Origin of the sequence: Klebsiella sp. HMSC25G12, from assembly GCF_001807705.1 — a bacterium.
Classification (GTDB): domain Bacteria; phylum Pseudomonadota; class Gammaproteobacteria; order Enterobacterales; family Enterobacteriaceae; genus Klebsiella; species Klebsiella variicola.
Genome location: NZ_KV789900.1, coordinates 19,989 through 46,451 on the forward strand (window position 1 = coordinate 19,989; position 26,463 = coordinate 46,451).

Here is a 26,463-nt window from a genome sequence, read left to right on the forward strand (position 1 = left end):
GCGCCGACGTCGCCTTTCACCATCGCGGTGACGAGGCCGGAGCCGACGTTTTCATAGCCGATAAGCTCGACGTTGGCGGCTTTACACATCGCATCCGCCGCTTCAATGCAGGCCACCAGACCTTTGGTTTCAATCAGACCTAATGCATCACCCATTTGCGTTCTCCTGGCCTTCAGGCCTTGTGTTTAATGACGATTTTGTTGATGTCGTTATGTGGACGCGCGATGACCAGCGAGGTCACCACTTCGCCGATGCGCTGCGCGGATTCCACACCGGAATCCACCGCCGCTTTTACCGCGCCGACGTCGCCTTTCACCATCGCGGTGACCAGGCCGGAGCCGACGTTTTCATAGCCGATCAGTTCGACGTTGGCGGCTTTACACATCGAGTCCGCTGCTTCAATACAGGCCACCAGACCTTTGGTTTCGATAAGCCCCAATGCATCACCCATCGTGATCTCCTCCAGAACAGGTTTTGTTATTCGGGAAAACCGTCCGCGTAACGGCATCAACACGCGGAAGCGGCGTTCGGGGTTCACTATAGGGAATGGGGAGGTAAGTGAAATTTAAATCCGTGAAGATGAATATTTTAGGTTTTTACTCTGTGATTTAGCCTTATTTAAACTTCTTTTTATCTGTTCGTTCTGTTTTATGCGTATTGATTTTTATGATGATATGGCGCTTTTTTAGGCTATTTATCGGCGGGAGATGAATGTTAATAAGATGCTAATTACTTGCCAGCGGTTAGTAATATAGGCACGTGATAATTGTGGGTATGCTCATGTTTTGGCGGCGAAGCTAAATGCAAAACGTGCGCTTTTAGCATCGTGGAAAGAGGGGACAATAATGGAGCGTGAGCGAGGGCGCATTTTCCTCGCGGCGGTTCAGGGGGGACGGGTTAGTTAAGCGTGCTGCCGGACTTCAGCGTGCAGATGTAGAGCGGCGAGTTGATAGAGCTCAGCAGGATAGCTTTGTCGTTAAGCTTCTGCGCGTTGAGGAACAGGCCATCGTGGCTGTCGGACATCTCGCGCATGAAGTAGTCAAAGATGACATTCGGCGATTCGTCGATGGATGAGGCGCTGGATTCCCACTTTTTAATGCGGTAGTGGCGTTCGGTTGCCGAGATACGTTGGCTGGTGTAGCTGAATTTGACGTAGCGCTGCAGGTAGAGCCAGCCGGCGGCGGAGTCGGTATAGCCTTCCACCACCATCGAACCGTTACCGTTGGCGGCAAAATTAAAATGGATATTGCCGTTCACATTCTCTTTTTCCATGTTTTCAAAACGCATGATCGCTTTGGTGGAGCAGCTCATCACGCCGTCGTTGGCATCCGGCAGCAGGCGCCAGGCGCTAAACCCGGCGGCGGCGATAAACGCGAGGGCGGAGAGGGCGAAAAAGGTGCGGGGCGCGAGTCTCATTGCGGCTTCCAGGAGTAGTAAAAGTAGTTATCGCAATAGCTAAATGGGTTGTCCTCGTGCATCGCGCAGTGGGCGAGGAACACCCGGCCCAGTCCATTGGTTTCCAGTCGGTCGCCGTAGAAGAAAACGAAACGCTCCCCCGGCTTGCAACTGAGCTTCAGCCGCTGACGCACCTCATCGAAATTCTTACCGTAGGCCGTCGCCGAGACCGAACGCAGCATTTCATCGCTGGCGAGCAGTTCGCACTGGCTGTGGTTCATCAGCGTCAGATTGATTGGCCGGGCGGCGTGGGTGCCGGCAAAAGTGAATGCCACCAGCAGCAGGGCGATGATCAGCAGACAGCCGCCGGCCAGATACCAGCACATTCCGCGCGCATGTGGCGAATCGGTGGGTGGCGTTGTCGCCGCCGGGGGGACGGTTTCAACAGCCCTCTCGGGTGGATTAGCACCCTCGGTAAGCGCCGGCCCGGCGTCGAGCAGTTCGATGCTCAGATCCTGATTCAGCTGCAGCATGCCGCGCGACACGGTGACGATAATGTTATCGATATCGTAGTGGCGGAAGGTTTTGCGCAGCATGCTCAGATACTGGTTGAGGTTGCTGTTGGAAGAAGTTAAGCCGTTATCGTCCCAGACTTTCTTCAATACTTCATCGCGACTGACCACGCCGGTATGGCGGAGAAAAAAATAGAGCAGCGCGCTGGCGGTGATGGATAACTGGCTATCCGGTTCATCGCTGCCGGGCAGGGTAAGCGTGCCGTCCGTTGCATCATAAATGAGACGGGCATTGATGTTGTAGCGCATCGCGGCCTCACTCTATTCGCTTCACGCGGGAAGCGTCATTTTGGTCAGATCGTTCACCAGCGACTGGCGGTGTTCACTGCTCATGGTGCGCCCTTCGGTCAGTTCCGATAACCAGATGCCGTCGGCCGCGTAGCGTACCAGCGTGCCGGTCGGGCCGTTATCCAGCGCATCGCCCTGCGCCAGGTGATCCAGCATCCAGTCGCGCCAGCATTTTCGCAGCACCGGCTCGTCCGGCATCGCCAGCGACAGCACCATCAACTGGCGGCTTTCGTGAGTGTCCGTCAGCTCCGGGTTGGACAGATAGCGCAAATAGGCGCGGGTAAAGCGCCCGTAAGCGATGTTATCGGCGGCCATCAGTTCGCTAATCGCCTTTTCCATGATCGCCAGCAGCCGGGCGAACAGGGCGAAAATCAGCGCCTGCTTATTGGGAAAGTGATGCAGGAGGCCACCTTTGCTCACGCCAGCCTCGCGGGCGACGGCGTTCAGCGACAGGGCGGCGATACCATCCCGGCCGGCAATCATCGCTGCCGATTCAAGCAACTGACGGTGGAGACGGACGGGATCTTTTTTACGATGCTGGGCTTCCATATTCATGGCCGGAATCATACCGACCAGACGGTATGATTATTCTTGATCGCTATCAATATGAGAGGTGGCTTCGTGCGACGGGATACCGTTAATGCGTGGAGGCTCACAAATTGTCATATTAATGAACGCGATAACCCGGATGGGCTATCGCGTTGAGGTTTATTTCGTTGCCAGATGCACCGCCAGGCCGCTTTGCCCCGGCGCCAGCTCCGGGCGCAGCGTCAGCGACGGGATCAGATAATCGCCATGATTCTGCCGGCGGAATGGAATGGGCTCGGTTTGCCACAGCGTGTCCAGCCGCTCGGCCAGCGTGGCGCACTGGTCGGCGAATTGCCCGGCATCGGTTTTATCCGTGCGGTAGAACACCAGCGGCGGAAGCACCTCAAAGCCGGGATAGAACAGCATACCGTGCTGAATGGGGAACAGGATGTCGTCGATGGGGCCATTGATCCCGCGCGGTGAATAGTGTTCCTCCCAGCCGCCGGCGGTGACGATCAGCATCGCCCGTTTGCCGACGAAGGTGCCTTCCCCATAGCGATCGCCCCAGTGGCGGTCGCTGTGCTCGCCGACGCCATAGGCAAAGCCCCAGGCGTACACCCGGTCGATCCAGCCCTTCATGATGGCGGGCATTGAGAACCACCACAGCGGGAACTGGAAAATCACCGTATCGGCCCACAGCAGCTTTTCCTGCTCGGCTGCGATATCCGCACTTTGGGTGCCCTGGGCAAAGGCCTGTTTGGAATCGAGGGTCGGCTGCCAGAACTCGCCGACCGGCGGGGCGCCGCTGTCATCGGCGTCATACCCGGCCTTCCAGCGCATGGCGTAGAGATCGGAGACTTGCACTTCATGCCCGGCCTGCTGCAGATGGCGGACGGCAAAATTTTTCAGCGCGCCATTAAGCGAGCGCGGTTCCGGATGGGCGTAAATCAGCAGTACTTTCATAACATCACCTCTGGCGTATGGAGAGCTGCAGAGTAGGAAAGCTGACGCTATAGTAGAAATTAATTACTTAAATTCCAGGTATAGCCGTGCTTAATTTACATCGTCTGGATCTTAATCTGCTGCGCACGCTTGATGTGCTGCTCAGTGAAAATAATGTCACCCGGGCGGCGCAGCGGCTGAATCTGTCGCAGCCCTCGGTGAGCATTCAGCTCGCCAGGCTGCGGGAGATTTTCGCCGACCCGCTGCTGATGCCGGGTCCGCGCGGCATGCAGCCCACCGCCCGCGCCGATGAACTTCGCCAGCCGCTGCGCGCAGCGCTAGCCGCACTGGAGCAGGCGGTGGCGCCGGTGGCGCCTTTTGATCCGGCGACGGCGGCGGAGACCTGGCGGGTGGCAGCGACGGACTATATGGCCTCGGCGATCCTCCTGCCGATGCTGGGCAGGCTACGGCTGGCCTCTCCCGGCAGTCGGCTGGCGGTGTTCGAGCTACAGCCGGCGCGGCTGGAGCAGCAGGCGGCCAGCGATACAGTAGATCTCTTCTTTCATACCCGCGAGGGCGCGCCGCCGGGGCTGCATCAGCGCCTGCTGTTTCGCGAACGCTACGTGCTGGCAGGCCAGGCGGAGCATCCGGCGCTGCGGCCTGGGCTTAGCCTGGAAACGTTCTGTCAGCTGGAGCACGTGATCGTCTCCCCGGACGGGGGCGGCTTCAGCGCGGCGACCGATACCGCGCTGGCGAATCTTGGCCTGGCGCGGCGGGTTGTCCTTTCCGTGCCACATTTCCTGTTTATGCTGGAGACCCTGCGCAATAGCGATCTGGTGGCGGTGCTGCCGGAGCGGCTGGTGCGCGGGCAGAGCGGGCTGGAAGTCGTCGAGCCGCCACTGGCGGTCGCCGGCTTTGAGATGCTGATGCTGTGGCACGAGCGCTGGCACCGCGACCCGGCGCATCAATGGCTGCGTCAGTTCATTGTGAATTCACTGGAGGAACAGACATGCTGAGTGGACTGAATCACCTGACCCTGGCAGTCAGCCAGCTGGCGCCGAGCGTGGCGTTTTATCAGCAGCTGCTGGGCATGACGCTGCACGCCCGCTGGGACAGTGGCGCCTATCTCTCCTGCGGCGATCTGTGGCTGTGCCTGTCGCTGGATCCGCAGCGGCGCATCACCCCGCCGGAAGAGAGCGACTACACCCATTATGCGTTTAGCATTAGCGAGGCGGATTTCGCCAGCTTCGCCGCCCGCCTGGAGGTTGCCGGCGTGGCGGTCTGGAAGCTAAACCGCAGCGAAGGCGCCTCGCACTATTTCCTCGATCCCGATGGCCACAAGCTGGAGCTGCACGTCGGCAGTCTCGCCCAGCGGCTGGCCGCCTGCCGTGAGCTGCCGTATAAGGGAATGGTGTTTTTTGACCAGTGAAGCTGATTTGCGGACGCGGGGTAACCCGTAGCCCGGTAAGCGCAGCGCCACCGGGGAGAACAGGTTAAACTTCACTCCATCGCCACCTTCACCGCTTCTCCCAGCTTCACCATCACCGCTTTATGTTTCTCGGTCGGCGGCAGGGCGCAGTTGATCCTGACGCAGTTGCGATACTTGCCCGCTGCCGAAAACAGCGAGCCCGGCGCGACCTGGATCTTCAGCCGGCACAGCTGTTTGGCGACGCAGACCATATCCACCTGCTCCGGGAGCTCCACCCACAGCATAAAACCACCTTTTGGCCGGGTGACGCAGATCCCGCACGGGAAAAACTCCCGCAGCCAACAGGTGTAGATCTCCATATTACGCTGATAGATCTGCCGCATCCGCCGCACGTGACGGTGGTAGTGGCCTTCGCGAATAAAATTGCAAGCCGCCAGTTGGGTTGAAGGGACGTTAGTGCCGCTGGCGGCGTACTTCATCTGTAGCAGCTTGTCGTAGTAGCGCCCGGGCGCTATCCAACCGATGCGCAGGCCGGGGGCGATGGTTTTGGTAAAAGAGCTGCAGAGCATCACCCGGCCGTCGATATCCCAGGAGTGAATGGTGCGCGGGCGCGGGTACTCGGTGGCCAGCTCGCCGTAAATATCATCCTCGAAAATCACGATATCGTGGCGCTGGGCCAGGTTCAGCACCGCGCGCTTGCGAGCGTCCGGCATGATAAAGCCCAGCGGGTTATTGCAGTTTGGCACGAGGATCACCCCTTTGATCGGCCACTGATCCAGCGCCAGCTCCAGGGCCTCAATGCTGATCCCGGTTTCCGGATCGGTAGGGATCTCAATGGTCTTTAATCCCAGTCCGCGCAGCATCTGCATTGTGCCGTAGTAGCAGGGAGATTCCACCGCCACGATATCGCCAGGCTGGCATACCGACAGCAAGGCCAGAGACAGCGCGCTATGGCAGCCGCTGGTGAGCACCAGATCGTCAGCCGTCACTACCGAGCCGCCGTCAAGCATCAGACGGGCGATCTGCTCCCTCAGCTCGCGGCGCCCGGCCAGCTCGTCATAGTTCAGCACTTCGCTGAGGTTATGCTGGATCGCCCGGCTCAGTTCGCGCCAGATAGGCTTCAGGCTTGGCTGTGTGACATCCGGCGAGCCGCCGCCGAAGGGGATAATCGATTTATCGTAGCGGGCGTCGAGCATGGTCAGCACCTGATCCCACTGGGTGATCTCCACCGGGCGCTGTACCGGACGCGACATCGGCGGCACTGGCGGCTGGGCCTTGCGCGGGGCAACGAAATAGCCCGATCGCGGCTGCGGCACAATCATCTGCTGCTGCTCAAGCAACTGATAGGCCTGCTGGACGGTGCTGATGCTGACGCCGTGCTCCTGGCTCAGGCTGCGCACCGACGGCAGTTTTTCGCCGTGGCGATACAGGCCCTGTTCGATGCGTTCGGCCAGCAGCGTAGCGAGATGTTGGTAGCGGGTCATGCTGTATCCTTAATTGCAGCCATACAGATGGAATAACCAGTACAGATTGGCGTAAAAATTGGGCTCTGGTGTACGTTTTAGCTAATCTGTATGTTAAAGAAAAGCGTTTTGTGAATCTGTATTCCTTGGCCCCAAATCCGTGAAGATAAAGCCTCTGGCAAGGTGAGGAGGTAGAGGATGGAATTTCACGAGAACAGGGCAAGACAGCCATTTATCGGTTTCGTACTGCTGGTGCGGTTTATCAAAAAATGGTGGCTTCAGGAGCAAACGCGCAGAGCTTTGCAGCGAATGAGCGACGAACAGCTGAAAGACATCGGCCTGCGTCGGGATCAGATCAATTAAAAAGTGCGGTTTTTTTCAGGCATCATTCCTTCTTTGCCCCGGTAAGCGCTGGCGACGCCGGGGAATACATTCACGAAATTTATCAATTGATGCGGCGCGATCGTCCGTTTCTTGATACTTACTCTGATAAGTATTATTTTCTTCTCAACAATGAGAGGAAAACCTGTGACCGAAGACGACCTGTTTGCCCGCCGCCCGTTGGGGATGAGAATGGCCATGGTGGTGCGCCAGTGGCGCGCCATTATTGACTCCGCTATCACCGATACCGGACTCACCCAGTCCAGCTGGACGGTGTTGATGCAACTGCATCAGCTGGGAGACAACGTCTCGGTCAGCGAACTGGCGGAGGTGCAGGGAATTGAACTGCCGCCGCTGATGCGCACCCTCTCGTTACTGGAAAAGCAGGGCTATCTGGTGCGTTCTACATCGCCATATGACAAACGCATTCGCCTGCTGACGCTGACCGCCGAGGGGCGGGCGATTCTGGAAAAACTGAGCTGCGTGATCGAGACCTATCAGGAACGCGTGACTCAGACCATCCCGGAGGCCGACCTCGCCACCTTCAGCGCCACATTAAATCAAATCGCCTGCCGTTTGCGGAATATCCGCGAAGAAGATAACAAGATCTAACACACTATGATGACGCCTGAACAAAAATTTGCCCGCTGGGTACGGGTGAGTATTGCCGCTTTTCTGGGAATATTCGCCTGGTTTATCGTTGCCGATATCTGGATCCCGCTGACGCCGGACTCCACCGTGATGCGCGTGGTGACCCCGGTATCGTCGCGGGTCTCCGGCTATGTCTCGCACGTTTACGTGCACAACAACAGCCAGGTGAAAAAGGGCGACCTGCTGTATGAGCTCGACCCAACGCCATTCATTAATAAAGTTGAAGCGGCGCAGATCGCCCTCGAGCAGGCGAAACTGAGCAACCAGCAACTGGATGCACAAATCGCCGCCGCCCGCGCCAATCTGCGCACCGCACAGTACACCGCCCGTAACGATAAGGTCACGCTCGATCGCTACCAGCGCCTGAGTACGATGCAGAACGTCTCGCAGTCCGACCTCGATAAGGTGCGGACCACCTGGCAGACCAGCGAGCAGTCGGTCTCGGCGCTGAACGCGCAGATCCAGAACCTGCTGATCCAGCGCGGTGAGCGCGACGATAAGCGCAACGTCACTCTGCAGAAATACCGTAATGCGCTGGAGGAGGCACAGCTGAACCTGGCCTGGACCCAGGTGCGTGCCGAAACTGACGGTATGGTCAGCAACCTGCAGCTTAACCCGGGGATCTACGCCACCGCGGCGACGGCCGTGCTGGCGCTGGTCAACAACAATACAGATATCGTCGCTGACTTCCGTGAGAAGAGCCTGCGCCACACGGCGGTGAATACCGATGCAGCGGTGGTCTTCGATGCCCTGCCGGGGCAAGTTTTCCCGGCGCACGTCACCAGCAGCGATGCCGGGATTCTGGCGGGGCAGGAGGCGGTGAACGGCCAGCTGTCGCAGCCGGAGCAGTCCACCCGCTGGGTGCGCGACGCACAGCGCATGCGCATTCACGTCGCGCTGGATCAGCCGCTGGCGAAACCGCTGCCGACCGGCGCCCGCGCCACGGTGCAGCTGTACAATAGCGAGGGACCTTTCGCCCGCACCTTCGCCGGCCTGCAGATCCACCTGGTGAGCTGGTTGCACTATGTCTATTAATACCCTGGCGCACGTCTTTACGCCGCACGGCAATATCGTCTACACGGCGAATGATTTTCGCCAGACGGTGCGTATCGCCGTGGCCGGGACGATTGCGCTCAGCATCTCCACCTTCTACGACGTGCAGTACGGCGTATTTTTTGTGGTGTATCCGCTGATGCTGATGTCGCTGGTGCCGGTGTTCAACCGCCATGTCGCCCGCCAGTTTGTGTTCAGCGCGGCGGTGAACTGCGTCGAAATGGTACTGATCGTCGGTTATCTGTCGCAGTGGCCGGTGATCATGACCCTGGTGGTGTTCGCCCTGTACGTGATGCGTTTTCGCTTTATGAGCCAGGGGCCGCTGTTTCTGCTGGGGTCGATGGGCGTGGTGTGCCAGAGCACGATGCTCAACTTTATGAGCTATCCCACCAGCAACTGGCACACCCTGATGTTCTCCAATATGGAAGCCTGCGTGCTGGCGGTGGCGCTGAGCGCGCTGCTGCATTACCTGATCCCGGACGTCGAACCGCGCAAGCCGCCGCCGCGCATTGAAAAAGACGCCGCCCGCATTCGCCACGAGTCGCTGCTCTCCGGTACGGTCGCGACGATCATCTTTGTGGTGTTCCAGATCTGCGATCTCAGTGACTCGCTGTCGGCGCTGATGGCCGGGATCCTGATCCTGTTTCCGATGCACTATCGCGGGGCGGTGATCAGCTCGATCTGGCGCGTCGTTGGGGTGGTGCTGGCCTGTCTCTATATTCTGGTGGTGCAGCTGATCATCTATGATTTCAGCAACCACATGATCCTGATGATGCCGCTGATTGGTCTCGGGCTGGCCTTCAGCGCCCGCCTGCACGTGATGGAGAAAGTGGGCGCCGGGGTGGGCTTCGCCAGCATCACCACCATCGGCATTATGTTCGGCCAGAATCTGCATCCCTATCAGGATCTGGTATTCAGCGACCTGTACCGCATCACCTCGGTGACGGTCTCGCTGGTGGTGACGCTGACTCTGGTCTTTCTCATGCACCGTCTTCTGAACTGCTTTGCGGCGACGCGCTTTGTGGTGAGCGAATAGGGTCACACCGTCATCGCCCGCTGCGCATCGCGAAAGGCGTTATGAAGTAAGCGCCACATATGGTGCGCGGCGGGGGGAAAGCGGCGGTTCGAGTTGCGTAATAAGTGGCATTGGGCGCTGCTGGCGATCGGATGATCGATGGGGACCGCCTTTAGTATGCCGTGAGCGATTGCTTCCCGGGCGGCGAATTCGGTCATGAAAGAGATCCCCAGACCGGCCTGGCTCAGGCTCATGGCGGTGGAAAAGAGGTTGCAGCGATAGGCCGGATGAAACTGCCGCCCGGCGGTTTTAAACATGGCGTTCATATGGCGCTGTAGGCCAAAGCTTTCTGTCAGGGCGATCAGGCGATATTGCGTCAGCTCATCGATGGTCACCATCGACTGTCGCGCGATGGGATGCTGCGGAGAGACCACCGCGCAGATGGGCCCCCACTGGAAGCTGTGGCGTTTAAGCTCCGGATTGCCGATGGGGCCGAAGGCGACCGCCATATCCGCTTCACCGCTGGCGATATCGTTGAGCATCTCCTGCATATTGCCGACGCTAATATCAACGAATACGTTCGGCCACGACTGCGAAAACGTGCTCATCACCGACTCGATAAAGGTCGTCACCAACCCCCCGCCAATTCTCACAGAGATGGTGCCGCCACGCATATGGCGTAAATCCTTTAGATGACTCTCCAGCTTTTCCCGCCGCTGGCGGCTTTCGTGGTAATCCTCGGCCAGCAAACGTCCGGCTTCAGTGAGCGCCACATTGCGCCCCTGTCGCTCCAGCAGAGGGAGTTCCAGCGTTCGCTCCAGCTGCGCTATCTGGCGGCTGATAACCGACGGATTAATCCCCAGAATATCAGCGGCCCGCCGAATGCCCCCCTGGATCCCCACTTCGTACAGATAGCTCATGGGTCGTTCATGCAACATCCTGTCTCCCTCCTTTGTTGACTTCAGGTCAACAATAACATCCTTTACCAGACATTTATCATCCCGGCTAGTTATAGATAATCGTGATTCAGGTACATAACAGACAAGGGGAGTCACGGAACGGATTAACTGCCATGGCAATAAACCAGTACCACCGGTGGTTGCCAATAATAAGATATCGATATGCCAGTAAAAAGATAAATAAGTGAGGTATATGCCTGTTGCCGGCTTTTCGGGAAAAGAGAGGCACCTTATTTATTGATGGGTGTTTTACGTCAAAATAATCAATGCCAAAACCAATACATTGAAAAGCGTCCAAATGGCAAAAGACCAATAAAATATTTCATAATGTGAGGACAGGGTATGAGTGAAAATAAAACGTTGGAACGTTCCTCCGACGACGCGACAAATGAGTGGCGGGTAGGACCTGGAGCATGGATCTCGCTGGTGGTGGTGTTATTAGTCTTCTCCGGGCTGCTGTTTAAAGTGGAAGGGATGGCCTGGCTGGGGGCTTTCGACTTTACCACCCTCGGCGGCGCATTTGGCACGATGAAGACCCCGGAAACTAACACTTTTATCGGCAGCGGCGGCATCAGCGCCAAGGCCGGTTTCTTGTTTGCGCTGTCGCTGGTCCCTACGGTGATGCTGGCGCTGGGGTTGCTGGAAATCTTTACCCATTATGGCGCGATACGTGCAGCGCATAAGCTGCTGACGCCGTTGTTACGCCCGTTACTGGGGATCCCGGGTTATACCGGTCTGGCGTTAATTACCGACCTCCAAAGCACCGATGCCGGGGCCGCGTTGACCAAAGAGCTGTATGACAGCAAAAAAATTAGTCGGAAAGATGTGGTGATTATGGGGGCATGGCAATATTCCGGCGCCGGTCTGATCAATAACTATTTCTCCATTGGCTCAGCGCTTTTCGCATCGTTAACCATCCCTATTATTATTCCGCTGCTGTTAATGTTTGTGCTGAAATTCGTGGGCGCGGCAATCACCCGTCTGGTTTTGAATACGGCCTATAAAGGGGATTTTGATAATGAGTAATTCGGCAAAAGTGGCCAGTAATCCGTTTGATATTTTTGTTATCGGTGCACGTAAAGGATTTAATATCGCCATCAACAATCTGATGCCGAATGTATTAATGGCATATGTGATCGCCGAAATGCTTAATTTGCTCGGGGTGATGCAGTTGATAGGCCAGGTCTGCGCGCCGCTGATGGGCCTGTTTGGCTTACCGGGCGAAGCGATTACCGTGCTGCTCACCTCCTGGCTTTCCGCCTCGGCGGGGACGGGAGTGGCGGTGAGCCTGTTGAGTAAAGGCACCCTCAACGTGGCGGACGTCACTATCCTGATCCCGGCCATCTTCCTGATGGGTTCGCAACTACAGTATATGGGGCGGCTGCTTGGGGTGGCGGATGTCCCGAAAAAATACTGGCCGCTGCTGATGGCGGTGAGCATTATCAACGCCGTCATCGCCATGCTGGTCATGCGCGTGATGGCATAATGAAAGGCAAGGAGTCAGTCGTGTCGCGAACGTTAGAGCATTTCAATTATCTGCACCAAATACCTGAGCTGGGCTTTGAGGAGTACAAAACCTCGGCTTACATCGGCGACGCCCTGGCGGCGGCAGGGTTCCGGGTTCACCGCAACGTTGGCGGGACTACCGGGATTGTCGCCGAAATCGATAGCGGGGAACCGGGGCCAGTGGTGGCGCTACGGGCAGATATGGATGCGCTGGGCCATATTATCGATGGCCGCTTAGAGGCCCGTCATACCTGCGGTCATGATGGCCACTCTTCGGTGGTATTAACCGCCGCCGAAGAGATCCTCGCCGAGGGACTGGTAAAGCGTGGGAAGTTAAAAGTGCTTTTTCAGCCTGCTGAAGAGCTGGGGACGGGCGCGATCGCTTTAACGGAGGCCGGGGTACTGGATGACGTAGAGATGCTGTTCGGCTTCCATCTCCGGCCGCTGGAAGAGTGTCCGATGGGCCAGGCGGTACCGGCAATGTACTATTCCGCTTCGGCGACGGTGATGGTGGATTTTCACGGCAAAGCCGCTCACGCCGCTCGTCCGCATCTGGGCATTAACGCGCTGGATGCCGCCTCGCATGCAGTACAGGCGGTGAACGGTATCCATCTGGCGCCGTCGCTCACCTGGAGCGCGAAAGCGACGCGCTTTCTTTGCGATGCGGGTGTCACCAATTCGGTGCCGGCGAAAGCGCACGTCTGTTGGGATCTGCGCTGCGAGGAAAATGACGGCATGGCGACACTCAAAGAACGCGTGGTCAGGGCTATCGAGAGTAGCGCAGCAGCATATGGCGCCAGCGTCGACATCCGGGTAGTCAAAGAGATGCCGGCGGCGATTATCGACGCAGAAGCCACGGCTATCATAAGCCAGGCAATATGCGAAACCTTTGGCGAGGCGGGCTTAACGGCCGCGAAGAGTACGCCGGGCAGCGAAGATTTTTTCCACTATTTGCGTCTGCGCCCGGCGGTGAAAGGTGGCTTCTGGGGACTGGGCTGCAACCTGCTGCCGGGCCTGCATCATCCGGAAATGCATTTCGAGCGCACCGCGCTGGCGGATGGCGTGCGGGTATTCAAATCCTGCGTTCGCCAGCTGTTGGGCTGAGGCTAAGCTGTCAGCCCCCGGGTAGCGGCTTACGCCTTACCCGGGCTACGGTTGGGCATTTTGTCGGTAGCCCCGGTAAGCGTAAGCGCTACCGGGGAAGCGTCCCGGATGTCGGCTAACGCCTCATCCGGGCTACCGCGGTGCGCATAGGTCGCCAACAGGTGATAGTCATTTCCGGCGACGCGAAACAGGGCTGCCGTTTCGCCGGGTATAACCCATCGTTGCTCATCGCCTGGCATGCAGCTCAGGTAAATGCACAATCCGCAGCCGCTGCGCAGCTGGCGCGGAATATCCTTCACCTCGAAGGTCATTCCCGCCGCCTGCAGGGCTTTGCGCATCCGCACCACCCCCACCGTGGAATGAAATAAAAACAGGAAGGTTGTCATCCGCGCCTCCGCTGGCGCTGGCCGATCAGCGCCGCGCCGATCGCCCCGGCAAACTGGGCGTCGGGATGGGTTGTCACCGCCATGCCGACATGGCTTTCCAGCATCCGGGCAAAGGTGGCGCAGTGGCTGACGCCGCCGGTAAACAGCAGCGGTCCCTGCGCCGATAAGCGGCCAATAAAGTTCGCGCTGCGCCGGGCCATGGCGTTAATCACCCCGGCCAGAATCGCCTCCGGCGCGACGCCTGCCGACCGCAGGCTAATGACCTCCGATTCGGCAAACACCGTGCACATGCTGGTAATCGCATGCGGCTCGACGTCTGCAGTGATGCTGTCGAGTTGTTCGACGCTGGCGCCAAGCGTCCGTGAAATGACGTCCAGAAAGCGGCCGGTGCCGGCGGCGCATTTATCATTCATCAGGAAGTCGCTGAGATTGCCCTCGGCGTCCAGCTGGATGACTTTGCTGTCCTGGCCGCCGATGTCAATCACCGTGCGGGTGTCCGGCGCCAGCAGGCGAGCGCCGAGGCCGTGACAAGAGATCTCCGTCACCTGCTTATCGGCAAAATCCACCAGCTGGCGACCATAGCCGGTGAGGGTTAAAAAAGGCGTCTCCGTGAGGCCAGCGCGTAGCGTTTCCCAGGCCTTATGGATGGCGTCGGCGGGGCGAAAGGGAGTGGGGCAGAGGAAGCGGCGTACAATGACGCCGTCTGCCAGCAGGATGCCTTTTGTGGCGGTGGAGCCGGAATCAATGCCAACCGTATAGTTCACGCGAGCTCCTTACAACATTTCGATAAAGGCGGCGACGCGGGTGCTGAGCTGGCCGAGGTCCGCCGTCGAATAGTCGGTTTCTATCGCCATATAAGGAAGGTCGTGCTGCTGGCGCAGATGGCGTTTAATCGCCAGCGATTCCACGGCATAGGTATGGCAGGCCTGCAAAATGACGTCGATCACCCCGTCGGCCTGATACTCCTCCACCATCTGGCTCAGCAGTTGCAGACGCTGGTCGTTGGGGGAGATACAGGAGCAGCCGATGGCGAGATATTTATCGGTTAAGGCGTCGTAGACGTCACCCTCTTCCGCCACGCAGCGCTCGGTGGCCTTCGCGCCGGTGCAGTTCTCATAGCCGACCACCCAGCCGCCGTTTTCCTCGATGGCGCGGACCACTTTTTCCGCCGCGCCGCCGATCGGGCAGCCGGTGATCAGGATCCGCGGACGAGGTTCCAGCCGTTTACCCTGCCGCCACTCCTGATGGATGCGGTCCGCCATGGCATGCAGTTCATCAATCAGGGCGGTTTTGTCGAAACGGAAGGTGGCGCCATATACCACTTTCAGGATGTCGCCGCCGCTGAGCGCCGGCGGATTGAGTTGCCCGAGACGATAAAAGTGGGCCAGCGCCCGGCGCTCGCGATTTTTCAACACGATGGCTTCGCGCAGCGCCGCTTCGCTAATCGGCGTGCCAAACCGGGCCTCAATCACCTGCTGCAGGCGCAGGATCTCCGTTTTCCACAGTGCGCGGGAAGCGGCATCGCTGGCGCTGTTCGGCAACTGCATGACGTGGACCGCCTTGAACTCGGCCATGTACTCATACATTTTCTTTTTGCCGTCGCAGGTGGTTTCCCCAACCACCAGGTCAGAGAAATAGAAGTACGGGCATTTATCGGTTTTGCCGAAGCCATAGCTGCTTTTGATCAGCGGGCAGAGGTTGCGCGGCAGATCTTTTTCCGCTTCCTCGATGGTTTCATCGGAGGTGGAGCACAGTGAAACGACAATGGCGCCCGCCGCCATGGCGATCTCCTGAGGCATAAAGGTGCAGTAGGTGCCCACCAGCGGCACGTTCTGCTCTTTAAGATCCATGACGGTGAGAAAGCCCTTCTGGCGAGCTTCTGAGAACTGGTCAAAAATGGCGGGTAGATCGGTGATAAGCGACATGATTTTCCTTCCCCGTACACGGGAGATGCTGAAAGAGTCGCCATTATAGCCCTGTTGTTTGTGAGCTTTTATTGATCTCCTGCGTCTGCGCGTGGCGTTAATAGACCTTCTTCAAATCCATCTCTTCCTGGATCCGCTCGCTCCACGCCAGATGGGTGCGGATAGCCTCTTCGATACCGGCGTTGTAAAACAGCGGCCCCAGCTCTTTGGCGATAAAGTCGACAAAAAACTCGGCGTCAAACTGCTCCAGCTCGAGGTTGAAGGTCTCTTCGCAGTACTTGCTGAGCTTATCGCGCAGCAGGTCGCGCTGTGCCGGGCTGAGTTCAATGTCGTTCATGATGGAGCTTTCTCCGTAAAAGGGCTCACGACTGCCGGGCTTCGATCACCGCTTGCCTACGCTGGCGCTGGTGGCGTAACAGTCCGGCCAGGCAGCAGGCGGCGACGATCCCGGCGGCCACCGCCAACAGGTGGAAGGGGAGTCTGCCGCCATGGAACCACAGCCAGCGCGCGCCTTCAATCGATAACGCGCTGACGCTGAGGATCACGATATTCAGCGAGGCGGAGACCGTGCCTTTCGGCAGGTCGTTGGAAAAGAGGGTAAAGCGAAACAGCGTCGGGAAAATCAGCCCGATGCCGAAGGCGTAGAAGCAGGTGCCGAGCACTGACCACAGCCAGACGTGCGGCCATATCAGATTCCCAACGATCAGGATGGCCAGGCCGAGCATCTGTATCGGGACCGCGCTGAGCACAAAGCGCGGGCGGGTGGGATCTTTTACCCAGCGCGCCACCGACAGGTTAGCGATGATGACGGCGCTGAAGACTGGTACCTGGCTCCAGGCGAACTCGCTGGTGGTCAGTCCGCCGGCGTCCATTAAAATCACTGGCGATACCGCCACCCAGCTCATCAGCGGAATATAGCTCAGCGACAGCGTGGCGGCGCCGAGTAAAAAGATGCGGTTACGAAAGACGGCGCGGAAATCCCGCAGCACGCCGGGCAGGCTGAATGGCACATCGCCGCGGCGCACCGTCTCCGGCATGGTCAACAGCAGGCCGAGCCAGGCCACCAGCCCCATGGCGGCGATGATGCCGAACAGCGCTTTCCAGTGGATGAAATGCATCAGCGCCGCGCCGGAGAGCGGGCCGACGATCGGCGCCACCAGCACGACGGAGGTGATCACCGCCATCAGCCTGATCGATCTTTTTTCCTCAAAGGCCTCCTGCACGGTGACGTAGCCGACGGTGGCGATAAAGCAGATGCTGGTGCCCTGCACGAAGCGGGCAATCAGGAACTGGGTCATGGAGGTGGTGAACAACGTCGCCAGGCACGCGAGGGTGAAAATCAGCGCGCCGGTGAGCAGTACCGGACGCCGTCCGATCCGGTCAGAGAGCGGCCCCAACAGCCATTGCAGCGCCATGCCGCCGGCCATATACAGGCTCACCGAGGCAGGAGCCAGCGCCACATCGGCATTGAAATCCCGCACCACGTGGAGGATCCCCGGCTGGATCAGGTCGGTAGTAAGATAGGCTGAAAAATCATACAGAATGAGCGCCGCCGGGAAGAACAGCGCGGCGGCGTGGCGGGTCAGCCAGTGGGAAATCCGGTGCATCATTTCTCCCTCCCTGTGGAATATTTATCAGCGCTATTGTTCGGATAGTATCATTGCTAACCAATATGCAGATGCAGCAGCGAGGGGATCTGCGAGAACAGCCACAACATCAGGCCGATGGTCCCCCCCACCAGGGTGCCGTTGATGCGGATAAACTGCAGATCTTTACCGATATTGAGCTCGATCTGCCGCGACATATCGCGGGCGTCCCAGCTCTTCACCGTGTCGCTGATATGGCGGGTGAGGAAGGCGGCGAACTCCGGCGCCACCCGGTGCGCCGCCTGTTCCAGGTGTTCGTTAAGCGATTCGCGCAGGGCGTCGTCGCGGAGTAAGGTTTCACCGAACCACTGGCCAGCCTCGGCGATGCGCTGCTTAATACGTGAGTCATCGCTGCTGATATCGTTTTTTACCCAGCTGCGCAGGTCGCCCCACACTTCACCGAGATAGCGGTTAAAGGTCTCATCATTTTTCAGATATGCTTTGATGTTCTCGGCCTTCTGCGCCATGAGCGGGTCGGATTTCAGGTTGTCGATAAGCTTCTGCACCGCGTGGTCGAAGGCCTGGCGGATCTGGTGGGTTCGGTCATGGCTCACCTCGTCCAGCAGGGTATTCACCGCATCGGTGACCATCTCGGCGCTGTGCTCGCCGAGCCACTCGGTGGGTAACAGTTTGGCCTTCAGCGGGTGCTCGGTCTCCAGCCAGCGCACGATGCCGCGAGCGATAAAGGCGCGGGAGTTGTCCCGCTGCAGCAGGGCGATAAGCTGGCTTATCAGCGAATCCAGCAGCTTCTGGTGGCGATTGTCGCGGGTCATTCCCTCCAGCATCATGGCGCTGGTCTGCGTCAGGTCGACTTTATCGATCGCCTTATGTACCGCGCGGCGCAGCAGGCGCTGAATGCGTGCGTCGTCGGTCAGTTCAAGAAAACCGCTCATCACCTGCAGCAGATGCTGGCCGACCCGCCGGGCATTCTCCGGCTGGCTGAACCAGTTGCCGAGCATCAGGGCTGGCTCATAGCGGCGGATCAACGCGACCAGCGACGGGGTATCGAGGAACTTCTCCTCGACAAAGCGGCCAAGATTATCGGCGATGCGGTCTTTGTTACGCGGGATAATCGCCGTATGGCGGGCGACAAAGGGCAGCGGAATACGACGAAACAACGCGACCACCGCAAACCAGTCGGCCAGCGCCCCGACCATCGCCGCTTCGGAAATGGCCTTTAGCGCGCTGACCCACGGCGTCGGCGGCAGCAGCAGGGTGGTGATAAATAGCGCGGCGGCGATCAGCAGCAGCGACAGCGCCAGCAGTTTGGCGCGTTTGAGTTCAGCGAGTTTTTCCATAAACTTAAGCATATAACCTGACGGCGAGGTCGTGCAAAAATCGCCAGATAATCCACAGACCGAAGATCATCAGGACCGCCCCTGCCGCCCGCTCGACTCGCCAGACGATGGCGCCCAGGCGGCGCTGTACCTGCGGCAGCGCAATCGCACTCACCAGCAGTAAATCCCAGAAGAACACCACGCTGACCATCCACAACCCGCTCACCGTTTGCTGCAGCAGGGTGACCGCCGGCCCGAGCAGGGAAGTCATCAGCGCCAGATAAAACAGAGCGTTTTTGGGGTTGAGCAGCGATGACCCCAGCCCGAGCAGTAGCTGTTTACCGATCCCCGGGAGCGGTGCGCGAACGCTCTCCACCGCCAGCGTCGCGGGACGGCTGTGTATCAGCAGGCTGCCAACCCACAGTAAATAGCCCGCCCCCAACAGCTCAATGAGCAAAAACAGCAGCGGCGCCTGGCGCAGAAGCCCCCAGCCGACGATGGCGAGAACAATATACAGCGCATTGCCGGCGGCGATGCCGAGACATAGCCCGATGCTGCCGCGGATCCGGTAGCGCACGGCGTAGCCGACCAGCAGAAAAAAATCAGGGCCCGGGCTGAGCAGAGCGACAAAGTGAGACAGGGCTAGCGCCGGGAAGGCGGCGGGAAAGAGCGTCGATAAGGTATGCATAGTGGCCTCGATAATGGTACTGAGGCCACCCTAAGCGAAGTGCCGTATTACTTATTGTCGGATATTGATCTGCTGTGCGCATATTGCCGCGGCGTGGCGGCGGTATAGCTGACAAAGGTTTTATGGAAATGGCTCTGATCGGCAAAGCCAGCCTGATAGCCGACATCGGCAATAGGGTCCCCGGCGCGTAAACGCGTTTTCGCATATTCGATGCGCGCCATGTTGATCAAACTGGCGGGTGTCAGGCCGGTATCCTGTTTCACGGCGCGGATAACGGTCTCTTTACGAAGCGCGCTGTCGTGGGCCAGCTTATCCAGCGACGGCGGCGCTGGCAGATCTGTCGCCAGGCGCTGAAACAGCAGGGCGCTGGCGTGATGTGGCGCCTGCGGCGCGGCGGCGCACAGCGGCAGCGCGTGCAGGAGTTGCGCCAGCCGGGCGGGCAGTTGTTCAAGGCTCCCGCAGCTCATCAGGGCGACAACCTGCTGGAAACAGGCAAAGAGAGGGCTGTCGCGCAACAGTGGCTGCGGCGAGGCGATACTGGCGCCAGGGGGAATATCCGGGCGCTGCGCGTGGCACCATGCCGCCTCCAGGTACAGCATATGATAGCTGCGCGGCCTGTCATGCAGCGGATTACAGCTATGCGGCGCGTGCGGGGGGATCACGATCAGATCCCCGGGCTGCAGGAGATATTCCTCACCATTGCACAGGCAGCGCGTTTCCCCCTCGATAATCGCCCCCACCGAGAGCTGCGGGTGGCTGTGGCGTTTGTAGGCCTGGCGGCTGCGCCAGGTGCTGCGCAGCTCCAGCCACGGTAGACGATCGTCTCGCCAGAAGGTTTGGGGGATATCTCGGGTATGGTTCACCGCATCGACCTTTGCTGAGGAGGGAGAGGTCGTTTATAGCATGCTGCGCGGAGGCTGTCGCCCGCCTGGATTTGCGTACCGCCTCGAAAAAGGATGTCGCGCTTGCAGTCCGGGGAAATCTATTTTCGTGGCGGTGCGTAAAGGTTGTATTGCCCGGGTGTCAGAAACATTCCGAGCGCGTAGAGTCCCTGCAGGATAAGCAGGCAGGGATGAGCCGATGGCAAAGGGTACCACCTCGACGCCGCATGATGCGGTGTTTAAACAGTTTCTCACTCAGGCCGACACCGCGCGTGATTTCCTGGCGATCCATTTACCGCCTGCGCTGCGTCAGCGCTGCGACCTCGATACCTTACAGCTGGAATCGGCAAGCTTTATCGAGGAGAGCCTGCGGGCCTGGTACTCCGATGTGCTGTGGTCACTCAAAACCGCGTCTGGCGAGGGCTACATTTATGTGGTTATCGAACATCAGAGCTCGCCGGACGCGCAGATGGCTTTTCGCCTGATGCGCTATGCCATCGCCGCGATGCAGCGCCATCTTGATAGTGGTCATACCAGACTGCCGCTGGTGGTGCCGATGCTGTTCTACCACGGGGCGACCACGCCATACCCGTGGTCGCTCAACTGGCTGGACTGCTTTACCGATCCGCAACTGGCGAGGGAGCTTTATATCTCGCCCTTTCCGCTGGTGGATATCACGGTGATCCCCGACGATGAAATCGTTAGCCATCGGCGCGTGGCGCTACTTGAGCTGATACAGAAGCATATTCGCCAGCGCGATTTAATGGGCATTGTTGAGCAGCTGACGACGATTTTACTTAGCGGTGACGCTAATGACAGACAGCTAAAAACGCTGTTTAATTATCTGCTGCAAACTGGCAACGCGCGCCGCTTTGGCCGGTTTATCCACGAAGTGGCGCAACGGGTTCCTCAGCACAGGGAGAGCTTAATGACCATCGCCGAAAGATTACAGGAAGTGGGCCGCAGAAAAGGCAAACGGGAAGGCCGGCAAGAAGGACAGCATGCCGAGGCGCTGCGCATTGCACAGAGGATGCTGGACGACGGTATTGCCCGCGAGACGGTGGTGAAAATCACTGGCCTGGCCGCCGACGAGATCGCCACGCTGGCGCATTGATAACGCCGGGGCGGCCTGAAGGTAGCCCCGGTTAGCCTCTTTATGGAATATTCCGGATATACCTAACTTTACCCGCATCGCCAGCCATCTCGACTACCCTTAATATCCTTAACGGCATTTTTGACTGCCTTAATAGCGATAACAAGGAGACATGCGATATGGCCTATCAGACGGTGAATCCTGCGAACAATCAGCTTATTAAAACGTACCCGGCGCACAGCGACGCGGACGTGGAGGCGGCGCTGCAGCAGGCGGATGCGCTCTACCATTCAGCCTGGGCAAAAGGCGATATTGAACCGCGGCTGGCGGTACTGCATAAGCTGGCTGATCTGATCGACAGCCGGGCGGAGGAACTGGCAAAAATCGCCAGCCAGGAGATGGGGAAACTCATTAAGCAGAGCCGCGGCGAAGTGAAACTTTGCGCGCAGATCGCCCGCTATTATGCCGATAACGCCAAATCGTTGCTGGCGCCGGTGAAATATCCCTCCGAACTCGGCGACGCCTGGGTTGAGCATCATCCCATCGGCGTCTTAATGGCGGTGGAGCCGTGGAACTTCCCCTATTACCAGCTGATGCGCGTCCTGGCGCCAAACCTGGCGGCCGGCAACCCGGTTATCGCCAAACACGCCAGCATTGTGCCGCACTGCGCGGAGACCTTTGCCCATCTGGTGCGTGAGGCCGGCGCACCGGAAGGGGCGTGGAACAACCTGTTTATCTCCCAGGAGCAGGTGGCGAAGATTATCGCCGACGATCGCGTGCAGGGCGCGGCGCTCACCGGGTCGGAGAAAGCCGGCAGCGTGGTGGCGGCGCAGGCGGCGAAGCATATTAAGAAATCGACGCTGGAACTGGGCGGTAACGATGTATTTGTGGTACTGGACGATGCCGACCTGGAACGCGCGGTGAAAATCGGCGTCCAGGCGCGGCTGAATAACGCCGGCCAGGTGTGTACCGCTGCCAAGCGTTTTATCCTGCACGAAAATATCGCTGAGTCGTTTCTGGCGAAATTTAGTGAGGCGTTTCGCCAGGTGAAAATCGGCGATCCGCTGGATGAAAGCACCACGCTGGGGCCGCTCTCTTCCAAAGATGCGCTGGACACCCTAAGCAAACAGGTGAACGAGGCGGTGAAAAATGGCGCTACGCTGCATCTGGGCGGCAAAGCGGTGGCACGAGAAGGCAATTTCTTTGAACCCACCATCCTGACCGGTATCACCCGTGACAACCCGGCGTACTTCGAAGAGTTCTTTGGCCCGGTGGCGCAGATCTACGTGGTGAAAAATGACGAGGAGGCAATCCAGCTGGCCAATGATTCCCACTATGGTCTGGGCGGCGCGGTCTTCAGTCAGGATATCGAACGCGCCAAACGGATGGCCTCCGCCATTGAAACCGGGATGGTTTATATCAACTGGCTTACCGATACCGCGCCGGAGCTGCCGTTTGGCGGCGTGAAGCGTTCCGGTTACGGACGGGAGCTCTCCGATCTCGGCATCAAAGAGTTTGTGAACCAGAAGCTGGTGGTGGTGCGCCACTAAGCCCGGCCATAAAAAAACCTGCCATTCGGCAGGTTTTTTTATAATAGATTCATTGCACTTCGACTTTATCCCAGCCGCTTTTGAACATACAGCTGTCGACTAAGGTCTCCCGCTGATATTCATTCGCGTCTTCTACCGTATAGCTTGTTTCAACATCCTGTTTCTTATGTTTTTTGTCCGTTTTTTCTGAACTGGACCCGGTCACCACGTTATCCGGAGGGAGATCGACCAGGGCCTGCGCTTCACATTCGGTGAGCTTTTTATGCATTTCGGCATCGCTTAAACCCGGCTTCACCCAGGTATACTGAGTGCAGCCGGTCAGCAGCAACGCCAGGCTCAGCGCAGAGAGCGCGGCGAGACGTGGTTTCATCAGAAGGTGACTCCGCCGCCCACGTAGGCGCCATCAATCAGGGTGTGGTTTGGGCGACCCTCTTTGCCGTCAACGCTCACGTGACGGTAACCCACTTTCAACGTCACTGGACCAATCGGGGACCAGCTTACGCCGCCGTTCGCTTCGACATAGTTTTTTACGCTGTTGTTCAGGCCGTCCGGCGCGACATACCCTTCGCCAAACACGTGGATGCTGTCGGTCAGGGCCACGTTCACCCCGCCGCCGACCGGAAACGCGACGCCGTTATCGCCTTTTTTCGGCCCGAGGTAGATAGCTTTCGCGCCAGCGTTGAGCATAACCGGACCTACTTCCAGATTGTAACCCGCGCCAACGCCGCCGGTCTGGCTACCATCATCGGTATTCTTCAGCCAGTGGCTTTCGGCGTACAGGCCAGAAGAGGATTTACCCATTTCCATATTCAGATTGGTGAAGTTTTTACCTTGTTCAACGGTAAATCCCATCGCCATGGCGGAACCAGAGACCGCGGTCAGGGCAGCAACAATCAGGATGTTAAGCTTTTTCATGGTTTGCTCCTCGTCATTAAATTTGTCTGAGCGCACCTTAACAATCGATGTTTACCTCTGCAAATGTGACTTACGTCAATTTTTTATGCTGGGTTTGTCAGGGCGGTGTTTTGAAAATGTTGTAATGACGTTGGGTTACGGCGAGGTCAATCAGCAAATTTGGTCTGTTTAGCCGCGGTTTAATGGGTGGGCTAAACAGAAACTGAACAGGGCGGGCATTAATTATTAAGGATCCTATTCATTTAGTTTCTTATTATTTCCAAAAGTGTTTCTGCTGTTACTTATTAAAACGTTGCTTTACATTTTTCGACGCGCTGCCGACGTTTGGTCCCTGTTTTTGGCGAGGTGTCAGAGAGAGGATGGTGCCTGCGCCTTGGGGCGCAGGCGGGCAGGTTAGCGTCGTAACCCGGCAAATGCGGCGCGAATTTCCTCTTCCGGCAGCTGAATGCCGATAAATACCAGCGTGCTGTGCGGCGTTTCATCGCCCCACGGGCGATCCCAGTCGGCGCTGTAGAGGCGCTGCACGCCCTGAAACAGCAGGCGATTTGGCTCGCCGTCGATCCACAGCATGCCTTTATAGCGCATCAGTTGCTCGGCGAAGGAGAGCAACAGGTTTTCCATTACCCGTGAAACTTCACTGATATCCACCGGATAGTCGAGCTCGACCACAATCGACGAGACGTCGTTCTGCTTTTCTGCAACAAAATGAAAACGCGGTGTGGCGCTGACAACCTTTTCTTCCAGCATAAAGCCGCTGGTGTTAAACAGCTGGCTTAGATCGATATCGCCGTGAATGACGGTATAAACCGGCGCCCGCGCATTGATGCGCGCCAGCCGTTCGCGCAGCTTCTCGGTGTCGCCGGCAACGTCGGTTTTGGTTAGCAAAATGCGGTCCGCATAGCCGACCTGCGACTGGGCGATGGTGAACTGATCCATCTGCTGGTCGGCATGGACGGCATCCACCAGGGCGATCACGCCGTCCAGCAGATAGCGCTCGCAGAGCACCTCATGGGAGAAAAAGGTCTGGATAATCGGCCCCGGGTCGGCCATGCCGGTGCACTCAATCACCAGCCGGTCAAACTCGATTTCGCCGCGATCGCGACTGTCGAGGAGATCGAGCAGGGCGTCTTCCAGTTCGTTGGAGCGCGTACAGCAAATACAGCCGTTGGTCAGGGTTTTGATCTGCGTGGCGCGGTCGCCGATCAGCTGATCGTCAACGGAGACTTCGCCAAATTCATTTTCAATCACGGCGATTTTGAAACCGTGCTGCTCATTCAGGATATGGCGCAGGAGGGTGGTTTTTCCTGCGCCGAGAAAACCGGTGAGTAGGGTGACTGCAATCGGTGCCATTATTGCCTCCATTAACAGCAGCGTACGCCGCCTTTGCCGTCTCCGCCGTAGCGGGCCTGCTGGCGTTCGCGGAAGAATTCTTCATAAGTCATGTACGGCTGATCCGGATGGTTGGTTTGCATATGTGTGACGTAGTTGTCGTAATCCGGAATACCAATTAGCATTTTTGCCGCCTGACCGAGATATTTTTTTGCCTGACCTAAGTTACCAAACATTGTAAGTTCCAGATAACGAATAAAGCCGGATGGCGGCTAGCGCCTTATCCGGCCTACGTTAATGCACTTTTTGTAGGCCGGATACGCGTAGCACTATCCGGCATCAGGGTTAATGATGTGACGAGGTCTTCACGCCGCCTTCCGGTACCGGCACGTACGGGGTCTCTTTGTCGGTACGCACCTTATTGTTGCGCACGTTGAGCCAGGTTTTGATGCCGTAGAAGATGATGCTGTACACCACCACCAGGAACAGGATACTCAGCCCGGCGTTGGTGTAGTTGTTGACCACGATATGATTCATGTTGGCAATCTGCTGCGCGGTCAGCTCGCCGCCGGCGGCAATCTTCTCTTTATACTGCTGAGCCATAAAGAAGAAGCCTTCCATCTGCGGATTGCTGCTGAACAGCTTCAGACCCAGCGCCCAGGTGGTGCACAGCAGCAGCCACGCTGCCGGGATAACGGTGACCCAGATATATTTGGTGCGCTGCATTTTGACCAGCACCACGGTGCCAAGCACCAGCGCCACGGCGGCCAGCATCTGGTTAGAGATACCGAACAGCGGCCACAGGCTCTTCACACCGCCCAGCGGGTCGACCACGCCCTGATACAGCAGGTAGCCCCACAGGCCGACGCAGCCCGCGGTACCGATAATCCCGGCGACCAGTGAGTCGGTTTTTTTCAGGAACGGCACGAAGTTACCCAGCAGATCCTGCAGCATAAAGCGGCCTGCGCGGGTACCGGCATCCAGCGCGGTGAGGATAAACAGCGCTTCAAACAGGATACCAAAGTGGTACCAGAAGCCCATATCCGCCATCGGGATGATTTTATGGAACACATGGGCGATACCGACGGCCAGCGTCGGCGCGCCGCCGGCGCGGTTCAGTACCGAAGGTTCGCCGATATCTTTCGCCGTCTGCAGGATCTGCTCAGGGGAGATCACGAAGCCCCAGGAGCTGACGGTCGCCGCCGCATGGACGGTCACTTCTTTCAGCTGCGCGGCGATCATCGCCGCGTTTTCACCGCCCATTTCATGCAGGTTCGGCATGACGATGCCAAGGCCCGCTGGCGGGGTGTTCATCGCGAAGTAGAGACCCGGTTCGATAATCGAGGCGGCGACCAGCGCCATGATGGCGACGAACGACTCCATCAGCATCGCACCGTAGCCGATAAAGCGGGCATCGGTTTCGTTGGCCAGCAGCTTCGGCGTGGTGCCGGAGGCGATCAGCGCGTGGAAGCCGGAGACCGCGCCGC

31 protein-coding genes and 1 pseudogene are annotated in these 26,463 nt (G+C 58.2%); 11 read left to right on the plus strand and 21 right to left on the minus strand.

What is annotated here, in order from left to right:
• The 6 genes from HMPREF3096_RS31490 to HMPREF3096_RS16635 form a co-directional block, all read right to left on the minus strand.
• On the minus strand, nucleotides 1-155 hold a 155-nt coding region (locus HMPREF3096_RS31490), incomplete at its 3' end, for a BMC domain-containing protein (RefSeq protein WP_049128140.1).
• Nucleotides 156-172: 17 nt separating this feature from the next.
• Nucleotides 173-451 (minus strand): BMC domain-containing protein, encoded by a 279-nt coding sequence (locus HMPREF3096_RS16615; RefSeq protein ID WP_070544528.1) that lies wholly within the window; start codon nucleotides 449-451, stop codon nucleotides 173-175.
• 446 nt (nucleotides 452-897) lie between these two features.
• Entirely contained in the window at nucleotides 898-1,416 is a 519-nt protein-coding gene (locus tag HMPREF3096_RS16620; RefSeq protein WP_023322003.1) for a FidL-like protein, read from the minus strand.
• Nucleotides 1,413-2,216, minus strand: a complete 804-nt coding sequence (locus HMPREF3096_RS16625) for a winged helix-turn-helix domain-containing protein (RefSeq protein ID WP_023322004.1) — start codon at nucleotides 2,214-2,216, stop codon at nucleotides 1,413-1,415. Before HMPREF3096_RS16625 ends, HMPREF3096_RS16620 begins: the two co-directional genes overlap by 4 nt.
• 21 nt (nucleotides 2,217-2,237) lie before the next feature.
• Nucleotides 2,238-2,822, minus strand: coding sequence for a TetR/AcrR family transcriptional regulator (locus HMPREF3096_RS16630; protein ID WP_004182816.1), 585 nt, complete (start codon nucleotides 2,820-2,822; stop codon nucleotides 2,238-2,240).
• Between the two features lie 141 nt (nucleotides 2,823-2,963).
• Nucleotides 2,964-3,746 (minus strand): NAD(P)H-dependent oxidoreductase, encoded by a 783-nt coding sequence (locus tag HMPREF3096_RS16635; protein WP_032731576.1) that lies wholly within the window; start codon nucleotides 3,744-3,746, stop codon nucleotides 2,964-2,966.
• Nucleotides 3,747-3,832: 86 nt separating this feature from the next.
• Here HMPREF3096_RS16635 and HMPREF3096_RS16640 point away from each other — a divergent pair, with 86 nt between their 5' ends.
• Both HMPREF3096_RS16640 and fosA read left to right on the plus strand, forming a co-directional pair.
• Entirely contained in the window at nucleotides 3,833-4,741 is a 909-nt protein-coding gene (locus tag HMPREF3096_RS16640; RefSeq protein WP_032731577.1) for a LysR family transcriptional regulator, read from the plus strand.
• Nucleotides 4,735-5,154, plus strand: a complete 420-nt coding sequence (gene fosA, locus HMPREF3096_RS16645) for a FosA5 family fosfomycin resistance glutathione transferase (RefSeq protein ID WP_070544529.1) — start codon at nucleotides 4,735-4,737, stop codon at nucleotides 5,152-5,154. The genes HMPREF3096_RS16640 and fosA overlap by 7 nt, the downstream gene beginning before the upstream one ends.
• Before the next feature lie 71 nt (nucleotides 5,155-5,225).
• Here the strand turns inward: fosA and HMPREF3096_RS16650 are convergent, their stop codons facing one another.
• A complete protein-coding gene (locus tag HMPREF3096_RS16650) occupies nucleotides 5,226-6,638 on the minus strand; it encodes an aminotransferase-like domain-containing protein (RefSeq protein WP_008807600.1) in 1,413 nt (470 codons plus the stop codon).
• Between the two features lie 177 nt (nucleotides 6,639-6,815).
• Here HMPREF3096_RS16650 and HMPREF3096_RS16655 point away from each other — a divergent pair, with 177 nt between their 5' ends.
• The 4 genes from HMPREF3096_RS16655 (at nucleotide 6,816) to HMPREF3096_RS16670 (ending at nucleotide 9,738) form a co-directional block, all read left to right on the plus strand.
• Nucleotides 6,816-6,980: a DUF1127 domain-containing protein gene (locus tag HMPREF3096_RS16655; RefSeq protein WP_008807599.1), complete on the plus strand. Its 165-nt coding sequence runs from the start codon at nucleotides 6,816-6,818 to the stop codon at nucleotides 6,978-6,980.
• A gap of 165 nt (nucleotides 6,981-7,145) precedes the next feature.
• Nucleotides 7,146-7,610: a MarR family winged helix-turn-helix transcriptional regulator gene (locus HMPREF3096_RS16660; protein ID WP_008807598.1), complete on the plus strand. Its 465-nt coding sequence runs from the start codon at nucleotides 7,146-7,148 to the stop codon at nucleotides 7,608-7,610.
• 6 nt (nucleotides 7,611-7,616) lie between these two features.
• The gene (locus HMPREF3096_RS16665; RefSeq protein ID WP_008807597.1) at nucleotides 7,617-8,684 is read left to right on the plus strand and encodes an HlyD family secretion protein; all 1,068 of its coding nucleotides are present in this window, start codon (nucleotides 7,617-7,619) and stop codon (nucleotides 8,682-8,684) included.
• Nucleotides 8,674-9,738: a DUF2955 domain-containing protein gene (locus tag HMPREF3096_RS16670; protein ID WP_008807596.1), complete on the plus strand. Its 1,065-nt coding sequence runs from the start codon at nucleotides 8,674-8,676 to the stop codon at nucleotides 9,736-9,738. The genes HMPREF3096_RS16665 and HMPREF3096_RS16670 overlap by 11 nt, the downstream gene beginning before the upstream one ends.
• A 2-nt stretch (nucleotides 9,739-9,740) precedes the next feature.
• Here the strand turns inward: HMPREF3096_RS16670 and HMPREF3096_RS16675 are convergent, their stop codons facing one another.
• Nucleotides 9,741-10,655 (minus strand): LysR family transcriptional regulator, encoded by a 915-nt coding sequence (locus HMPREF3096_RS16675; protein WP_008807595.1) that lies wholly within the window; start codon nucleotides 10,653-10,655, stop codon nucleotides 9,741-9,743.
• Between the two features lie 363 nt (nucleotides 10,656-11,018).
• Here HMPREF3096_RS16675 and HMPREF3096_RS16680 point away from each other — a divergent pair, with 363 nt between their 5' ends.
• The 3 genes from HMPREF3096_RS16680 to HMPREF3096_RS16690 are packed head-to-tail and all read left to right on the plus strand — an operon-like array spanning nucleotide 11,019 to nucleotide 13,286.
• Entirely contained in the window at nucleotides 11,019-11,702 is a 684-nt protein-coding gene (locus HMPREF3096_RS16680; RefSeq protein ID WP_008807594.1) for a nucleoside recognition domain-containing protein, read from the plus strand.
• On the plus strand, nucleotides 11,695-12,162 hold the full coding sequence (locus tag HMPREF3096_RS16685; protein WP_008807593.1) for a YjiG family protein: 468 nt from the start codon (nucleotides 11,695-11,697) through the stop codon (nucleotides 12,160-12,162). The genes HMPREF3096_RS16680 and HMPREF3096_RS16685 overlap by 8 nt, the downstream gene beginning before the upstream one ends.
• Nucleotides 12,163-12,182: 20 nt before the next feature.
• Nucleotides 12,183-13,286 (plus strand): M20 peptidase aminoacylase family protein, encoded by a 1,104-nt coding sequence (locus tag HMPREF3096_RS16690; RefSeq protein WP_023322017.1) that lies wholly within the window; start codon nucleotides 12,183-12,185, stop codon nucleotides 13,284-13,286.
• A 134-nt stretch (nucleotides 13,287-13,420) separates the two neighbouring features.
• On the opposite strand, the pseudogene HMPREF3096_RS16695 reads toward HMPREF3096_RS16690, so the two are convergent.
• The 8 genes and pseudogenes from HMPREF3096_RS16695 to HMPREF3096_RS16730 all read right to left on the minus strand — a co-directional run.
• A pseudogene (locus HMPREF3096_RS16695) lies at nucleotides 13,421-13,672 on the minus strand (DUF3343 domain-containing protein); the annotation flags it as partial.
• Nucleotides 13,669-14,436, minus strand: a complete 768-nt coding sequence (gene yjiL / locus HMPREF3096_RS16700) for a putative 2-hydroxyacyl-CoA dehydratase activator YjiL (RefSeq protein ID WP_023322018.1) — start codon at nucleotides 14,434-14,436, stop codon at nucleotides 13,669-13,671. The gene yjiL and the pseudogene HMPREF3096_RS16695, both read right to left, overlap by 4 nt.
• A 9-nt stretch (nucleotides 14,437-14,445) precedes the next feature.
• Complete coding sequence (locus HMPREF3096_RS16705) at nucleotides 14,446-15,597, minus strand: double-cubane-cluster-containing anaerobic reductase (RefSeq protein WP_032731578.1); 1,152 nt, start codon at nucleotides 15,595-15,597, stop codon at nucleotides 14,446-14,448.
• 97 nt (nucleotides 15,598-15,694) lie between these two features.
• Entirely contained in the window at nucleotides 15,695-15,934 is a 240-nt protein-coding gene (locus HMPREF3096_RS16710) for a DUF2164 domain-containing protein (protein WP_008807589.1), read from the minus strand.
• A 25-nt stretch (nucleotides 15,935-15,959) separates the two neighbouring features.
• Nucleotides 15,960-17,207: a multidrug efflux MFS transporter MdtM gene (mdtM, locus tag HMPREF3096_RS16715; protein WP_022065033.1), complete on the minus strand. Its 1,248-nt coding sequence runs from the start codon at nucleotides 17,205-17,207 to the stop codon at nucleotides 15,960-15,962.
• Nucleotides 17,208-17,260: 53 nt separating this feature from the next.
• A complete protein-coding gene (locus tag HMPREF3096_RS16720) occupies nucleotides 17,261-18,553 on the minus strand; it encodes a DUF445 domain-containing protein (protein WP_008807587.1) in 1,293 nt (430 codons plus the stop codon).
• Nucleotides 18,546-19,208, minus strand: coding sequence for a LysE family translocator (locus HMPREF3096_RS16725; protein WP_032731579.1), 663 nt, complete (start codon nucleotides 19,206-19,208; stop codon nucleotides 18,546-18,548). Before HMPREF3096_RS16725 ends, HMPREF3096_RS16720 begins: the two co-directional genes overlap by 8 nt.
• Before the next feature lie 47 nt (nucleotides 19,209-19,255).
• Nucleotides 19,256-20,071 (minus strand): AraC family transcriptional regulator, encoded by an 816-nt coding sequence (locus HMPREF3096_RS16730; protein WP_032731580.1) that lies wholly within the window; start codon nucleotides 20,069-20,071, stop codon nucleotides 19,256-19,258.
• Nucleotides 20,072-20,288: 217 nt separating this feature from the next.
• Here HMPREF3096_RS16730 and HMPREF3096_RS16735 point away from each other — a divergent pair, with 217 nt between their 5' ends.
• Both HMPREF3096_RS16735 and HMPREF3096_RS16740 read left to right on the plus strand, forming a co-directional pair.
• Entirely contained in the window at nucleotides 20,289-21,203 is a 915-nt protein-coding gene (locus HMPREF3096_RS16735) for an Rpn family recombination-promoting nuclease/putative transposase (RefSeq protein ID WP_022065035.1), read from the plus strand.
• 158 nt (nucleotides 21,204-21,361) lie between these two features.
• Nucleotides 21,362-22,732 (plus strand): NAD-dependent succinate-semialdehyde dehydrogenase, encoded by a 1,371-nt coding sequence (locus HMPREF3096_RS16740; protein ID WP_032731581.1) that lies wholly within the window; start codon nucleotides 21,362-21,364, stop codon nucleotides 22,730-22,732.
• A 49-nt stretch (nucleotides 22,733-22,781) separates the two neighbouring features.
• On the opposite strand, the gene HMPREF3096_RS16745 is transcribed toward HMPREF3096_RS16740, so the two are convergent.
• From HMPREF3096_RS16745 to HMPREF3096_RS31495, 5 genes are all read right to left on the minus strand, one after another.
• Nucleotides 22,782-23,102 carry a hypothetical protein gene (locus tag HMPREF3096_RS16745; RefSeq protein ID WP_016160232.1) on the minus strand — a complete coding sequence of 107 codons (321 nt, stop codon included), beginning with the start codon at nucleotides 23,100-23,102 and terminating at the stop codon, nucleotides 22,782-22,784.
• Nucleotides 23,102-23,647 (minus strand): YfaZ family outer membrane protein, encoded by a 546-nt coding sequence (locus tag HMPREF3096_RS16750; RefSeq protein ID WP_008807582.1) that lies wholly within the window; start codon nucleotides 23,645-23,647, stop codon nucleotides 23,102-23,104. Before HMPREF3096_RS16750 ends, HMPREF3096_RS16745 begins: the two co-directional genes overlap by 1 nt.
• Before the next feature lie 393 nt (nucleotides 23,648-24,040).
• Entirely contained in the window at nucleotides 24,041-24,997 is a 957-nt protein-coding gene (gene yjiA / locus HMPREF3096_RS16755; protein ID WP_008807581.1) for a GTPase, read from the minus strand.
• A gap of 11 nt (nucleotides 24,998-25,008) precedes the next feature.
• Nucleotides 25,009-25,212 carry a YbdD/YjiX family protein gene (locus HMPREF3096_RS16760; protein WP_002887451.1) on the minus strand — a complete coding sequence of 68 codons (204 nt, stop codon included), beginning with the start codon at nucleotides 25,210-25,212 and terminating at the stop codon, nucleotides 25,009-25,011.
• 109 nt (nucleotides 25,213-25,321) lie between these two features.
• Nucleotides 25,322-26,463, minus strand: a 1,142-nt coding sequence (locus HMPREF3096_RS31495; RefSeq protein ID WP_048964875.1) for a carbon starvation CstA family protein, incomplete at its 5' end; no start/stop codon positions are given.

Coding starts and splice junctions, on each gene's coding strand:
- HMPREF3096_RS16685 (WP_008807593.1), top strand. CDS start 11,695: ATGAGTAATTCGGCAAAAGTGGCCAGTAATCCGTTTGATATTTTTGTT.
- HMPREF3096_RS16650 (WP_008807600.1), bottom strand. CDS start 6,638: ATGACCCGCTACCAACATCTCGCTACGCTGCTGGCCGAACGCATCGAA.
- yjiA (WP_008807581.1), bottom strand. CDS start 24,997: ATGGCACCGATTGCAGTCACCCTACTCACCGGTTTTCTCGGCGCAGGA.
- HMPREF3096_RS16655 (WP_008807599.1), top strand. CDS start 6,816: ATGGAATTTCACGAGAACAGGGCAAGACAGCCATTTATCGGTTTCGTA.
- HMPREF3096_RS16625 (WP_023322004.1), bottom strand. CDS start 2,216: ATGCGCTACAACATCAATGCCCGTCTCATTTATGATGCAACGGACGGC.
- HMPREF3096_RS16760 (WP_002887451.1), bottom strand. CDS start 25,212: ATGTTTGGTAACTTAGGTCAGGCAAAAAAATATCTCGGTCAGGCGGCA.
- fosA (WP_070544529.1), top strand. CDS start 4,735: ATGCTGAGTGGACTGAATCACCTGACCCTGGCAGTCAGCCAGCTGGCG.
- HMPREF3096_RS16745 (WP_016160232.1), bottom strand. CDS start 23,102: ATGAAACCACGTCTCGCCGCGCTCTCTGCGCTGAGCCTGGCGTTGCTG.
- HMPREF3096_RS16740 (WP_032731581.1), top strand. CDS start 21,362: ATGGCCTATCAGACGGTGAATCCTGCGAACAATCAGCTTATTAAAACG.
- HMPREF3096_RS16675 (WP_008807595.1), bottom strand. CDS start 10,655: ATGTTGCATGAACGACCCATGAGCTATCTGTACGAAGTGGGGATCCAG.
- HMPREF3096_RS16670 (WP_008807596.1), top strand. CDS start 8,674: ATGTCTATTAATACCCTGGCGCACGTCTTTACGCCGCACGGCAATATC.
- HMPREF3096_RS16720 (WP_008807587.1), bottom strand. CDS start 18,553: ATGCTTAAGTTTATGGAAAAACTCGCTGAACTCAAACGCGCCAAACTG.
- mdtM (WP_022065033.1), bottom strand. CDS start 17,207: ATGATGCACCGGATTTCCCACTGGCTGACCCGCCACGCCGCCGCGCTG.
- HMPREF3096_RS16680 (WP_008807594.1), top strand. CDS start 11,019: ATGAGTGAAAATAAAACGTTGGAACGTTCCTCCGACGACGCGACAAAT.
- HMPREF3096_RS16630 (WP_004182816.1), bottom strand. CDS start 2,822: ATGATTCCGGCCATGAATATGGAAGCCCAGCATCGTAAAAAAGATCCC.
- HMPREF3096_RS16620 (WP_023322003.1), bottom strand. CDS start 1,416: ATGAGACTCGCGCCCCGCACCTTTTTCGCCCTCTCCGCCCTCGCGTTT.
- HMPREF3096_RS16725 (WP_032731579.1), bottom strand. CDS start 19,208: ATGCATACCTTATCGACGCTCTTTCCCGCCGCCTTCCCGGCGCTAGCC.
- HMPREF3096_RS16635 (WP_032731576.1), bottom strand. CDS start 3,746: ATGAAAGTACTGCTGATTTACGCCCATCCGGAACCGCGCTCGCTTAAT.
- HMPREF3096_RS16665 (WP_008807597.1), top strand. CDS start 7,617: ATGATGACGCCTGAACAAAAATTTGCCCGCTGGGTACGGGTGAGTATT.
- HMPREF3096_RS16710 (WP_008807589.1), bottom strand. CDS start 15,934: ATGAACGACATTGAACTCAGCCCGGCACAGCGCGACCTGCTGCGCGAT.
- HMPREF3096_RS16615 (WP_070544528.1), bottom strand. CDS start 451: ATGGGTGATGCATTGGGGCTTATCGAAACCAAAGGTCTGGTGGCCTGT.
- HMPREF3096_RS16735 (WP_022065035.1), top strand. CDS start 20,289: ATGGCAAAGGGTACCACCTCGACGCCGCATGATGCGGTGTTTAAACAG.
- HMPREF3096_RS16705 (WP_032731578.1), bottom strand. CDS start 15,597: ATGTCGCTTATCACCGATCTACCCGCCATTTTTGACCAGTTCTCAGAA.
- HMPREF3096_RS16750 (WP_008807582.1), bottom strand. CDS start 23,647: ATGAAAAAGCTTAACATCCTGATTGTTGCTGCCCTGACCGCGGTCTCT.